A 12,160-nucleotide genomic window follows, 5' to 3' on the forward strand; every position below is an offset into this window, starting at 1 on the left:
TATCGTTGTCGCTAAAACTGCGACAAGCAAGAGTTGCGCGAATATAATGTAGCCGATGAATAAACACAAGCCACTGTGGATAGAGTATGCCTGAATTACCAGAAGTTGAAGTGAGTAAGCGTGGCGTAGCGCCGCACCTTGAGAATCAAGAAATTAGTCACGTCATTGTTCGTGATCATCGCCTGCGTTGGCCGGTATCGCCGGAATTAGAACAGCTAGGTGGTGCGCATATTATTCAGGTGGAGCGCCGTGCGAAGTATTTAATTCTGCACACCTCAAAAGGCTATGTGATCGTGCATTTAGGCATGTCCGGTGCATTGCGCGTGGTGCCGGCAGAGACACCACCGGTTAAGCATGACCACGTTGATCTGGTGCTCACATCGGGCTTGTGTTTACGCTTTAACGACCCACGTCGGTTTGGCTGTTGGCTCTACTCTATAGAGCACCCGAGTTTAGCGCACCCGCTACTGTGTGAACTCGGCCCTGAGCCATTGACTGACGCCTTTGATGCTGACTATCTATTTGCGTCGTCACGCGGCCGTCAGCAATCTATCAAAACGTTCATCATGGATAATCATGTGGTAGTTGGTGTGGGGAATATTTACGCCAATGAATCATTGTTCAAGGCGGGCATTCACCCGAAACGGGCGGCAGGCAAGGTTAGCAAACAGCGCTATCAGAAGCTGGTGCCAATTATTAAGGCAACGCTTGCCAAAGCGATTGAACAAGGCGGCACCACCTTGCAAGACTTTACCCAAGTGGATGGGCAGCCAGGTTACTTCAAGCAGGAGCTCATGGTGTATGGGCGTGGTGGCAAATTATGTATGACGTGTTCTGGTCGGTTAAAAGAAATACGGCTCGGGCAACGTAGTACGGTCTATTGCCCGAGTTGCCAGCGCTAAGGCATGTGCCGTTGTAAAAACGGCACCAAATGCGCCACAAATCCTTCCGGATCGCTAATAAACGGCGCGTGACTGCATTTGGGTGCAACGTAGCACTCGCTCTCAGGTAACCACGCACTTACGCGCTCAGCAACGCCTTTGGGCACAAGTGCGTCGAGTTTTCCATACATGCGCAAGCACGGCACCTGTAAGTCTGGCAAACGCGAACGAAGATCAACGCTCGCCAACATATCTAAGCCGGCATCTAACACCTCTACGGACGCCATCGGCTTAGCAAATAACCATTCTTTAATTTGTTTGACGTCTTCGCGGGCGTGCGGCGAACCCAGTGACTGCAATGCTAAAAACCTTTCCACGGTGCGTTTGAAGTCTTTGCTCAGTTGCTTGGCAAAGGTGTTCAGTACATGTGGTTCAATGCCCGGCCAATCGTTTTCAGAAGGAAAGTAAGGCGACGACGCCACGGTGGTTAAACTATAAAAGCGCTCTGGGTGGCGCAACGCCAATTCGGTAGCCACTAGCCCCCCGAGTGACCAGCCGATTAAATGACAACGTTCTGGCAACGCGGCTAACGTCAGCTCGCAGAGATTGTCAAAATTCAACGGCATGTCATCTGGCCAAGGCGATTCGCCATAGCCCGGCAAATCGAAGCGATGCAGCGTGCCTACTTGTGCCAATGGCGCCACGATTGGCGTCCAAATATTGGCGTTTAAGCCCCAGCCATGGAGTACAACAATATCCGTCCCTGTGCCCCTGACGGCACGCCAAACTGAAGCTACCATTTTAAATTCTCTATCACTGCGAAAGGATGCGTCTATGTTAGGGTATTGCTGGTTGTGTGATCAATCATTACGTATTGCGGAAACGAGTGGCTTATGCCATGTGTGCTTGCATGATTTGCCGCGGTTACCGCCGTCGTGTTTGCGGTGGCGCTGCCAGCGACCAGAACTTGCCTTGGGCCGCTACTGGTTTGCAGCATTTCGCTGGAAGCCGGATATTCAGCATTTAGTGCATCGATTCAAATTTCAGCGTTGCCCAGAGCTGGCAGGCATCCTCGCGCCTTTTCTTGCGGCTCAAGTACAACATTGTTATCGAGACCAACCAGACGCTTGGCCAGATATGTTGGTGGCGATGCCGATGACTTACAAGCGTTGGTGTCAGCGTGGTTATAACCAAGCGGGGCTGCTTACCCATCAAGTCGCGCCGTTGCTGCAACTCCCAGTCGCGACCGGTTTGTTGCGTCGAATTCGTGATGATGATGGCGCGCAACACCACGCGGGTGCCGGTCAACGATGGCAAAACATGCATCGAAGTATGCACTGCAGTCGGGATGTGAGCGGCTTAAAACTGGCGATTATTGATGATGTGTTGACCACCGGCGCATCCATGTCGGCGGCTGCCGATGCGCTGATGCGACGCGGGGCCAAAGTGGTTGATGCGTGGGCGTTAGCTTACGCCGAACCGCATCAACCAGATACGGAGGATTAGTGAGCGTGAGCGGCTTCGGCTGCTTCCGCAGCCGCCGCTTCCGCATTTTCTTCATCACTTAAGGTAGGTCGAACCTCAGGTGCTAAGAAAATTGCATTACTCAGTAACTTCGCACTGCCATAGAAGAAGGCACGGAAGTTCATGTCATCCGCAAATGCAATGACACGACCAGAACCTTTACGGTGCGCAACAATCGCAGCTTTGTCTGCTAAAACTTCGCGGTTTGGTTTCGCAGTGAAACCTGCCAGCAACGGCTCTTTTTCACTGTATTTGGCAACGGTGACAAACGGCGCCTCAGGCACAACCATGGCGTTGGTGCTGTCTTTAAATACCGGTAGGCTTGCACGTGGGTAGCCAAATGCGAGCGGGTGCGTGGTATCTAGTTGCACTTCAAAAATGGCACCGGCAAGACGACGTTCGCCATAGAAATCGTCCATATCACCATAGCTCAAGTCTTCTTGTTTGAAGGCTTCGCGGAAGGTTTTATCGTCCACGAATTTCGCCCCAAGAATGTCATGTTGACTTAACCACTTGGCGCCGCCTTGCTGACCAATAATGACACCGCCGTTGTTAACCCAGCTACGGAGCATATCAGCGCTGTGCTTGTTTAAGTTCGAGTAACGGCCGTCCACCATAATGATATGGGTATAGCGGCTTAGATCTGAACGGTTTAAGCGGTCGGTATCAACCATCGATACCGGAATACCAACGTGACGATCTAAGTAATACCAAGCTTCACCGGCCTCATACATGTTGGCATCGGTACCAACAAGCATCATCACATTCACTGGCTTCACCGGTGATAAGTTACGGCTACCTAAATCCATACCACGTGGCGTTAAGCCAGACGTAATAGCGTGTACTTTCACTTGATTGTCGGTCGCAATCTCAGCCAACTTAGCTTGTACATCAGCCCAGTCGTGCTCTTGATAAGCGCGCGTGACAACAACGGTTCCTGGGGTAAAGGTGTAGTCGCCGTCAGCTGTTTTTGCGGTAAATTCTTGGTTCGCCTGACGTACATGTACACCCGCTTGTAGCAAGCGGTTCAGGGTGCGTGGCGAGAAGTAATTGTGCCACTCAAACGCATACGCATAAGCATTTTGTACCAGCTCGACTTGTTGTGTCGCTGGTTTTTGCCATGGTGTATCGGCGGTTTTAATGCTCCAACCATCAAATTTATCAAAGTTCACATTGAACGCATGTGGGAATGTCCACGCCGACACGTCATAGAACGTATTGTCTTTAAAGCTTTGCTGATCCATAAAAATAGCGCGAATTAATACGTACTGCTCTTGTGCTAACGGCACATAGTAGCTTTCATTCGCTGGATACGTTTTACCATCAATTTTGATGGTATCCGTCAGCGCATACGCTTTGATGCCATGCTGCGATAACACGTTAAGCATCTCATTAACACGCGCTGGGTCAGTTGAATCACCAATCAAATAGCCTTTGAAGCCAGCTTTATCAGCTGCAGCCAAAGCATTGTCATAAAAACGTTGCTGATAATCATTAAACCAACGCTTGTTGGCATGCGCACCATACATGCTGGTTAACGACGTTGTGAACTGGTTTTGAATGGTGAAAGGAAACTCTAAGACACCGTTAATTGAATCTTGCGCGTGACCGCGGCTTGATGCCTGCTCAAACAAAATACCGATGGCGCCCTGAACGTCTGGATAGGTTGAACCCTTACCCACGTAGAAATCGTCAAACGCTTCTTCGGTAAAATATAAACGGCCCTGTTCATCTAGCGCTGCCGCATGGCCTTCAGCCAATGTTTGCGTCAGCTTGACGTTTTCGTCCGGTGTATTTGGGTTCTTCCGCGAAGGAATGCCTGGCTGGAAGAAGAACGTGCTGTCAGTTCCCATCTCATGGAAATCCGTTAACACATTTGGCTTCCATTTTTGGAAGTTCGCAATGCGAGCGCGTGACTCTGGGTGCTGCAACAACAACCAGTCTCGGTTGAGGTCGAACCAATAATGGTTCACACGGCCACGTGGCATTGGCTGTACGTGCTCGCGATGTTGCGTATCACTCACCAGGTTCTGGCTCTTATGTTGGTTCGCCCATTGCGCAAAGCGCGCTAAACCGTCTGGGTTGTAGCTTGGGTCGAGCAAGATAATGGTGTCTTGTAATACGCGCTCAATTTTGTCGCCTTGTGCGGCGGCCAAATAATAGGCATAAAGCAGCGCTGAGTTACTACCGCTCGGCTCGTCACCGTGAATGCTGTAACCCATATATAAAACGAGAGGTGCGTTATCTGGATCGCCTTTACGATTTGGATCAGATAATGCAATGTGCGCGTCGCGAAGCTCATCAATGTTTTGATGGTTTTCTGGGGTGGTAACGGTAACTAGCACCAATGGACGGCGCTCATGGGTATAGCCCGTAATTTCAAACGAGAAGCGATCAGATTCTTCTGACAACACTTCCATGTAGCGCACAAGTTGCTCAGGGCGCACATGCCATTCACCTACTTCATAACCAAGAACTTCTTTTGGCGTTGAAATATCAGGGTTATAGGTGACATCTTTTGGTAAATAATCGTCTAAAGTGGTTGCTGCGGCGGTTGCCGTAGTCAGTAACCAAACAAGCGCAATTGAAATAATACGAGCCATAAGGTTTTCCTATCTTGCATCGCGAAAATGATTCTCCCGAAGCTAGCAAAATCTGTGGCTGTTCCCAAGTTGATTACTATGCAATGCGCGAAATTTGCGATAAGATATACCTTACTAAATTACTCAGGTATAGCAGTGAGGTGGTTAACCCATGATTCGTATTACAGAAAGTGCACAAGCACATTTTCGCAAGCTACTTGCCGATCAGCCGGATAATACCAATATCCGCGTGTTCGTGGTGAACCCGGGTACCCCGTCAGCTGAGTGCGGCGTTTCATATTGTCCGCCAGACGCAGTCGAGCCGGATGACGAGTTATTGCCGTTTAGCGGTTTTGACGCTGTGGTTGACTCAGGCAGTGCGCCATTTTTGATTGATGCCGTGATTGATTTTGAAGAACAAGATCTCGGCTCACAATTAACTTTGAAAGCACCCAATGCGAAAGCGAAAAAAGTCTCTGACGATGCGCCATTAATTGAGCGTGTTGAATATGTGATTCAATCAGAAATCAATCCGCAATTAGCCAACCATGGCGGTAAAGTTGCGGTCAACCAAATTACCGATGACGGCATTGCCGTGTTGCAATTCGGTGGTGGTTGTAATGGTTGTAGTATGGTTGATGTGACTTTGAAAGAAGGCATTGAGAAAGAACTTGTACAACGCTTTCCTGGTGAGCTAAACGGCGTTCGAGACGTTACAGAACACCAAGCTGGCGAACATTCGTACTATTAATTTTGCGTAAAAATTAATCTTGTATAAGTTTTGAGAGTGATCCCATCCTGAATCTTTCTTCGTAGTGTGATTTGCCTATACACACAATGAGGATTAAATCATGAATGGGATCACAAAACTTGGTCTCGCGTTGTCAGCAGCAGTTTTAGTCGCTGCTTGCGATAGCGATGATACAACAACCCCCCCGCCAGAACCAACAGCTTCAACGTATGTTCGCGTACATCATTCGGTTGCTGATGCACCTGATGTCAACGTGCTTGTTGATGGTACGGCAGCGCTTGAGGGCGTTCCATTTGGCGCTTCATCAGGCGTACTTGAGCTTGAAGAAGGCACCTATAATATTCAAGTAGACGGCATTCTTCCAGATGAAAGCGTTGCAACCGTGATTGGGCCGGCAGATCTTGAGTTCGGTGGCGATAACCGTTACGAAATTTTCGCCGTTGGTAGCGTCGCTGACGAGACCATCGCGCCGCTCGTTATTGAAAACCCAGTCTCTGATATTCCAGACGGTAGTTTCCGCCTACAAGTGGTGCATGCTGCGCCAAATGCGCCTGCGGTAGATGTTTACCTCACAGCGGTTGATGCGGACTTAAGCGCCGAACAACCAGCGGCAACCCTCGAATTTACCGATTATTCTGCGCAACTAGACGTGCCAGAAGGTGAATATCAAGTGCGAATTACTGCGGCCGGCGATGCCAGTGCTGTGGTATACGACAGTGGTGCCTTAGATTTAGCTGCCGGTGCTGATTTAGTGGTCGCTGCGGTAACCAATACCGGTACCGGTGACTCACCAGTGATGTTGCAGGTAGCCGATGGCGAAAGCGCTCAAATCATTGCATCAGCAGATGCAGGTGGTGAACTGCGCATTGTCCACGCCAGTGCCGATGCGCCAGCCGTTGATATTACAGTCAACAATGCGGCGACACCTGCAGTTGCCAATCTAGCCTTTTTAGAGTTCACCGATTTTATCAACTTACCTGGTGGTGACTATCTGGTTGATGTTGCTGCAGCTGGTGGTACGCCAGTGGTGATTGATGACGCTGCGTTAACACTTGCTGAAAGCCAACGCGTGAGCGTTTATGCCGTGGGTGCATTGGGTGATTCGTCATTGACGTTAGCGGTTGTTGAAGACGATGCGCGTCGTATTGCAACAGCTGCACAAGTGCAGTTAGTCCATGCATCACCAAGCGCCGGTAACGTTGACATTTATGTGACTGGAACCGCTGATTTAACCGATGCAACGCCTGTATTTACAGATGTTCCGTTTAACGCCGCAGGTTTAGTATCAACAGGGTATGTTCCGTTAACGCCTGGTACGTATTTTGTGACTGTCACTGCAACTGGTACGCAAACTGCTGCAATTGGTCCGGTAGAACTAACCTTAGAAGGTAACGGTGTTTACACCGCAGTAGCTGTTGATGCCACTGGTGGCGGCTTACCACCACAGCTTATTTTGATGGATGATCTTGCACCAGCAATGTAAGCCCTTTGTAGTGTAGGTAGAGCCATTGGCTCACACCACGCGCTAATAGAAATAAACTCAATGCCAACCACAAACCGTGGTTGGCATTGTTTTCTGAAAGCCACCATTGGCTTATCAACCACACGGGAACGAACACACCCAGCACACTCACGGCCATCGTGTTGCGCATGGCACGTGTTAACCCTAGGCCGATGTAAACACCATCGAAATAATAGCTCCAGTGCCCTAGCAGTGGCATGACAATGAGCCAAGGCAGATAGATTTCAGCAACTTGAATCACGTCATTTAAATCAGTTAGCAACCGGACAATTTGTCCACCTGCAAAGCCAAAGATAATGCAGTAGGCGATGGCGAATAACGCCGACCACATTAGCGACAATCGCATCCAATAACGTATTTTGGCAACGTCCTTTCTGCCCCGTGCCGCACCTAATAGGGCCTCAACCGCATAAGCAATGCCATCTAACCCCAACGAAATAAGCATTAAGAACTGCATCAATACCGCGTTGGCGGCCACCACGACCGCACCAAATCGCGCGGCGTAGCCGGTCATCACCGCCATACATAATTGGAGTAACAGTGAACGAATGAAAACATCGCGGTTCATCGCGGCAAACTGTTTGAAATACGCTGGGGTAATACGCCAATAGGCAGGTTTGGGCAGCAAATCACGAATGAACCATAAACCAAGTACCGCTGTCGAAACTTCGGCAAGCACCGAGGCCCAAGCTGCACCTTGCACGTTCAGCTCTAACCCGATGATTAAGATAACGTCAGCAACCACGTTGACCGCATTGGTAAAGATAACCAGAGTCATGGCTAAGCGACTTTGTTGGCGGCCAAGTAAAGCGCCGAGTACCAGCAGATTGATTAATGCTGCAGGCGCGGCCCAGAGGCGAATACCGATATATTGGGCAGCGTAATGTTGGAGTTCCGGTTCTGGATTGATGATCAACCAGGCGCAATCAATCAACCACGGGCGAACCAACAGAAGCAGTAAACCAAGACCTACGGCGATGGTCATACCATGCACGACGACCCGTTGTGCGAGGCGATGATTGTCAGCACCAAATGCGTGAGCGATCTCGGCCGTGGTAGTCATACGTAAGAAGATAGCGAGCAGGTAGACAAAGCTGACTACCATGGCGCCAAGAGCGACCGCGCTCAGATAGATAGAGTCAGGCAAATGCCCAATAATAGCGGTATCGACTAAACCCAATAACGGTGCCGCAATATTTGATATGATCATGGGCAAAGCAATGGCAAAAATGGCGCGATGATCAGCCCCTGTGCCAAACCAAGATGGGAGTTTTTGAATGCGTTTCATGATTTTCTTATTCGCGTTATTAAGTAGCGTCGCATGGGCGGCTCCAGGTAGCGTCGCGATTCTGCAATATCATCATATTGGTGATGATACACCGCGTGTCACTTCGGTAACAGCCGAAGAACTTGAAGCTCATTTCGCTTGGCTTAAGGAAAATAATTTTACCGTGATGTCATTGGCGGAAATTCAGCAGCGTTTCGAAAACGGCGAGTCAGTACCGGAATACACCGCGGCAATCACCATAGATGATGGCTGGCGTAATGTTTATCGTGAAGGCCTTGAGGTATTTAAAAAATATAATTACCCGTTCACCATTTTTGTGAATCCCAAATTAATGCGTGAAGCGTCGTCACAATATATGGATTGGGAGCAGTTGCGCGAATTGCAAAAGTACGGTGCGCATATTGGGAATCACTCGAATAGTCATTGGCATATGACTTGGCGGTATCAAGACGAGTCAGAACAGGCATGGCGTGAACGTGTGTTAGCGGATGTGCTCGATGCGCAAGCCGAGATTGATGAGCATTTAGGTGAGCAACCACGGCAGTTTGCGTACCCGTATGGCGAATACGACGTGGCATTAGAAAAAATGCTAGCAGCGCATGGTTTTATTGCATTTGGTCAGCACTCGGGCCCGTGGACACGGTACAGCCCAAGCACCTCGATACCGCGCTTTCCAGCTTCAGCGCAGTACGCAAACTTAGAGACCTTAGCGACGAAATTGAAAAGCTTAGGGCTACCGCTAGTTTCGGCTGAACCCAAAGAAATGTTGGTCGCATCTGACAACATCACGCCGTCATTCCGTGTTGAGGTAACATCAACGGAGGATTTCAATCCGAATCAGATGAATTGTTTTGCTGGTGGTGATGTTCTGCAGCCGCAATGGCATGGCAATACGTTCACCGTACAACTTAACAACGAGTTACCCATTGGTCGCTCACGGGTTAATTGCACGGTGCCTAGTTTGTCACAGCAAGGGCGCTTTTACTGGTATTCTCATCCGTTTATTCGCGCCGATCAAACGGGTCGTTGGCCTGATTAATTAAAGCTAGACGCAATGATGGCGAAGTCGGTGGCCATGTTTTCCATGTTCACAGTTGGTACTTCGCCCATCACATGTTCAGCCTTAAAAATCGCTTGGCGTTCGCCGTTAGGGTTCACCAAAACAATGGCTGCACTGTGATTCACCAAGTAGTCAGTTTCGCCTTCTTCAGGAATCGAGTACATCAAACCGAGACCATTCACAAATGGATATAACTGTGGATGTTCTGCACGAATGCCGACAAATTCTTCACCAAAAAACGAGGCGTAATCGGTAACACGTTTCACGCTGTCACGTTTCGGATCAACCGAGATCATCCATATGCGTACCGGTAACTCGGTATGCTTGGTGAGTTGCGGGAGTGCTTTGCGTAAATCAGCCATGGTCGTTGGGCAAATATCAGGGCAGAAGGTATAGCCAGTGAACAACAGGGTCCACTGACCTTTGAGATTATCATTGGTGACGTCGCTGCCCAAAGAGCTTTCGAGAGTAAAGGGTTGTAGCGCGCGTGCTGGCTCATAAACCAGGGCTTGCGGTTGTGGCTTAGGTAGCGTGTTGTAAATCACCACACCAGCAACCAGGGCAATAAGCGCAACAACGCTAATCAGTAGTTTTTGCATACCACTTACTCCGAAATCTTAATTCATTTATAACGCTGGCGTGACCAAGTAATGGTCCACTAACAACAGAATAAATAACCCAAATAACTGCCAAATTGAGAACTTGAACATATTAAAGGCGGTTAATTTACCCGGTGAAAACTTCAATTTCCACGCATAGACCAAAAACCAAATGCTTAATACGGTAGAGCCAACTAAGTAGATAACACCGGACATACCGATAATATAAGGTAGCAAGCACACCACGCCTAACAAGATGGTATAAAGCAAGATACAGGTCTTAGTAAATTCGATACCGTGGGTTACGGGTAGCATCGGAATATCTGCTTTCGCGTAGTCTTTCGCACGATGCACCGCTAACGCCCAGAAATGCGGCGGTGTCCAAGTAAAGACAATCATCACCAGTAATATGGCGAACGGGTGAATTTCGTTGGTAACAGCAGTCCAACCCAACAGGGGTGGTGCTGCGCCGGCGAGGCCGCCAATGACAATATTTTGCGGAGTCGCTCGCTTTAAGTACATGGTGTAAACAATGGCATAACCGACGAGGCTAGCTAAGGTTAGCCAAGCCGTAAGCATGTTGACCCAAATGGCTAATACTGCAAAACCCAATGCACCAAGCACCGCAGCGAAAGTTAAGACACGGCGAGGCGAGAGGGCGCCAGAAGGTAACGGGCGTCGTAGTGTGCGAGCCATACGCGCATCAATATGGCGATCGACTAGATGGTTTACCGCAGCTGCAGAACCCGACATAAAGCCGATACCAACAAGGCCAGGTACCATAATTTGCCAGGACACCCATGTTGGTGAGGCCAAACACATACCAACCAAAGCCGTGAGTAACAGCAGTAACACCACGTTAGGTTTGGTCAGGGTTAAATAATCACGCCAACTGGCATGCTTTTTATAGGTTTCTGCAAGCGCTTCATCGGCGCTTGCGAGTTGTACTTGTTCTGTCATCTGTTTTACCCCGCCGCTCATGCGTTGCGAGCGATCTTATAATTTAATCCAACTAAACTTAGCAGTAGCAATGCGCCGACCGCGTTGTGGGCAACGGCAACCTTCAGTGGCAGCATAAAAATTACATTACTGAAACCGAGTGCTAATTGCACCACGAGTGCTAGAGCGACCCAATTTAAACTACTGCGAATAACTTGTGTTTGTGTGCGGCGATAACTGAGCCACAACAAGAGCCCCACCACAATTGTGGTGAAGTAGGCACCAAACCGATGCACAACATGCATGGTCATTCGCTCAGCGTAATCGTGTGCGCCATATTGATAGGTGTCTGCGGCTGGTACCGAAAATGCACCGGCAAAATCTAGACGCTCCCCCCAGTTACCTTCACAGAAAGGTAATTCGGTACAGGCCATGGCTGCATAGTTCGCCGCAACCCAGCCTCCAAGTGCAATTTGTCCGAATACCACAAGGAGTGCAAATAGTGCAAAACCGCGCATCGGTCGCATTTTTGAATCGCCGAGTGGCATATGAACCCGCTCAAGGCGCAACAACAGTAAGTACAGCAGGGAAATGGTTGTAAAGCCACCCAACAGGTGCCCCATCACAATTAACGGCTGTAAATTCATAGTGACAGTCCACATGCCCAGTGCCGCTTGGAAGGTCACTAAAGCAAGCAGCAATACCGGTAAACCAACCGGCTGCGATGGGTCGTGGCGACGACGTACGAATGCCGCAATGGTGATCGCAAGAATGACCAAACCTAAGGTACCGGCTGCATAGCGATGAATCATTTCATTCCATGCTTTTTGAGATTCAAGCGGGGCGTGGGGAAACAATTCAACCGCTTTCTCGGCATCTTTTGGAACCGTTAGCTCACCATAGCAACCTGGCCAGTCTGGGCAACCTAAGCCGGCATCGGTTAAACGCGTATAAGCGCCCAATACAATCACGACAAATGCCAATAAAACACTGATTTTGACAAACGTACGCATG

At 49.3% G+C, this 12,160-nt stretch carries 11 protein-coding genes; 5 read left to right on the forward strand and 6 right to left on the reverse strand.

All coding sequences use genetic code 11. The annotated features are described in order from the left end of the window. The first annotated feature begins 86 nt into the window (after window positions 1–86). On the forward strand, window positions 87–902 hold the full coding sequence (mutM, locus tag D3795_RS09845; protein WP_156268345.1) for a bifunctional DNA-formamidopyrimidine glycosylase/DNA-(apurinic or apyrimidinic site) lyase: 816 nt from the start codon (window positions 87–89) through the stop codon (window positions 900–902). On the opposite strand, the gene bioH is transcribed toward mutM, so the two are convergent. Beyond that, window positions 899–1,681, reverse strand: a complete 783-nt coding sequence (gene bioH / locus D3795_RS09850; RefSeq protein ID WP_156268347.1) for a pimeloyl-ACP methyl ester esterase BioH — start codon at window positions 1,679–1,681, stop codon at window positions 899–901. The genes mutM and bioH overlap by 4 nt on opposite strands. 34 nt (window positions 1,682–1,715) lie before the next feature. Between bioH and D3795_RS09855 the strand changes: the two genes are divergently transcribed. Then, the gene (locus D3795_RS09855) at window positions 1,716–2,387 is read left to right on the forward strand and encodes a ComF family protein (RefSeq protein ID WP_156268349.1); all 672 of its coding nucleotides are present in this window, start codon (window positions 1,716–1,718) and stop codon (window positions 2,385–2,387) included. Here the strand turns inward: D3795_RS09855 and D3795_RS09860 are convergent. Beyond that, window positions 2,384–5,008, reverse strand: a complete 2,625-nt coding sequence (locus D3795_RS09860) for a M14 family zinc carboxypeptidase (RefSeq protein ID WP_156268351.1) — start codon at window positions 5,006–5,008, stop codon at window positions 2,384–2,386. The two genes, D3795_RS09855 and D3795_RS09860, sit on opposite strands and share 4 nt — an antisense overlap. Window positions 5,009–5,159: 151 nt before the next feature. Between D3795_RS09860 and nfuA the strand changes: the two genes are divergently transcribed. Together nfuA and D3795_RS09870 are read left to right on the forward strand one after the other, a co-directional pair. Further along, the gene (gene nfuA / locus D3795_RS09865) at window positions 5,160–5,738 is read left to right on the forward strand and encodes a Fe-S biogenesis protein NfuA (protein ID WP_156268353.1); all 579 of its coding nucleotides are present in this window, start codon (window positions 5,160–5,162) and stop codon (window positions 5,736–5,738) included. Between the two features lie 100 nt (window positions 5,739–5,838). Next, window positions 5,839–7,221 carry a DUF4397 domain-containing protein gene (locus tag D3795_RS09870; protein WP_156268355.1) on the forward strand — a complete coding sequence of 461 codons (1,383 nt, stop codon included), beginning with the start codon at window positions 5,839–5,841 and terminating at the stop codon, window positions 7,219–7,221. Here the strand turns inward: D3795_RS09870 and D3795_RS09875 are convergent. Further along, on the reverse strand, window positions 7,187–8,548 hold the full coding sequence (locus D3795_RS09875) for an MATE family efflux transporter (RefSeq protein WP_156268357.1): 1,362 nt from the start codon (window positions 8,546–8,548) through the stop codon (window positions 7,187–7,189). The genes D3795_RS09870 and D3795_RS09875 overlap by 35 nt on opposite strands. Between D3795_RS09875 and D3795_RS09880 the strand changes: the two genes are divergently transcribed. Next, window positions 8,538–9,587 carry a polysaccharide deacetylase family protein gene (locus tag D3795_RS09880; RefSeq protein WP_156268359.1) on the forward strand — a complete coding sequence of 350 codons (1,050 nt, stop codon included), beginning with the start codon at window positions 8,538–8,540 and terminating at the stop codon, window positions 9,585–9,587. The genes D3795_RS09875 and D3795_RS09880 overlap by 11 nt on opposite strands. Here D3795_RS09880 and D3795_RS09885 read toward each other — a convergent pair. From D3795_RS09885 to D3795_RS09895, 3 genes are read right to left on the reverse strand one after another with little or no spacing between them, the layout of a single operon-like run. Beyond that, window positions 9,584–10,207, reverse strand: a complete 624-nt coding sequence (locus D3795_RS09885; protein ID WP_156268361.1) for an SCO family protein — start codon at window positions 10,205–10,207, stop codon at window positions 9,584–9,586. The two genes, D3795_RS09880 and D3795_RS09885, sit on opposite strands and share 4 nt — an antisense overlap. Before the next feature lie 27 nt (window positions 10,208–10,234). Then, window positions 10,235–11,167 (reverse strand): heme o synthase, encoded by a 933-nt coding sequence (gene cyoE, locus D3795_RS09890; RefSeq protein ID WP_156268363.1) that lies wholly within the window; start codon window positions 11,165–11,167, stop codon window positions 10,235–10,237. A gap of 17 nt (window positions 11,168–11,184) precedes the next feature. Next, on the reverse strand, window positions 11,185–12,159 hold the full coding sequence (locus tag D3795_RS09895) for a COX15/CtaA family protein (protein WP_156268365.1): 975 nt from the start codon (window positions 12,157–12,159) through the stop codon (window positions 11,185–11,187). Between the last annotated feature and the right edge of the window lies 1 nt (window position 12,160).

Origin of the sequence: Pseudidiomarina andamanensis, assembly GCF_009734345.1 — a bacterium.
GTDB classification, from domain to species: Bacteria; Pseudomonadota; Gammaproteobacteria; order Enterobacterales; family Alteromonadaceae; genus Pseudidiomarina; species Pseudidiomarina andamanensis.

Excerpts from the sequence above, each read along its gene's own strand:
- mutM (WP_156268345.1), top strand. The coding sequence starts at position 87 with ATGCCTGAATTACCAGAAGTTGAAGTGAGTAAGCGTGGCGTAGCGCCG.
- D3795_RS09860 (WP_156268351.1), bottom strand. The coding sequence starts at position 5,008 with ATGGCTCGTATTATTTCAATTGCGCTTGTTTGGTTACTGACTACGGCA.
- D3795_RS09895 (WP_156268365.1), bottom strand. The coding sequence starts at position 12,159 with ATGCGTACGTTTGTCAAAATCAGTGTTTTATTGGCATTTGTCGTGATT.
- D3795_RS09880 (WP_156268359.1), top strand. The coding sequence starts at position 8,538 with ATGCGTTTCATGATTTTCTTATTCGCGTTATTAAGTAGCGTCGCATGG.
- D3795_RS09875 (WP_156268357.1), bottom strand. The coding sequence starts at position 8,548 with ATGAAACGCATTCAAAAACTCCCATCTTGGTTTGGCACAGGGGCTGAT.
- D3795_RS09870 (WP_156268355.1), top strand. The coding sequence starts at position 5,839 with ATGAATGGGATCACAAAACTTGGTCTCGCGTTGTCAGCAGCAGTTTTA.
- nfuA (WP_156268353.1), top strand. The coding sequence starts at position 5,160 with ATGATTCGTATTACAGAAAGTGCACAAGCACATTTTCGCAAGCTACTT.
- bioH (WP_156268347.1), bottom strand. The coding sequence starts at position 1,681 with ATGGTAGCTTCAGTTTGGCGTGCCGTCAGGGGCACAGGGACGGATATT.
- D3795_RS09885 (WP_156268361.1), bottom strand. The coding sequence starts at position 10,207 with ATGCAAAAACTACTGATTAGCGTTGTTGCGCTTATTGCCCTGGTTGCT.
- D3795_RS09855 (WP_156268349.1), top strand. The coding sequence starts at position 1,716 with ATGTTAGGGTATTGCTGGTTGTGTGATCAATCATTACGTATTGCGGAA.
- cyoE (WP_156268363.1), bottom strand. The coding sequence starts at position 11,167 with ATGACAGAACAAGTACAACTCGCAAGCGCCGATGAAGCGCTTGCAGAA.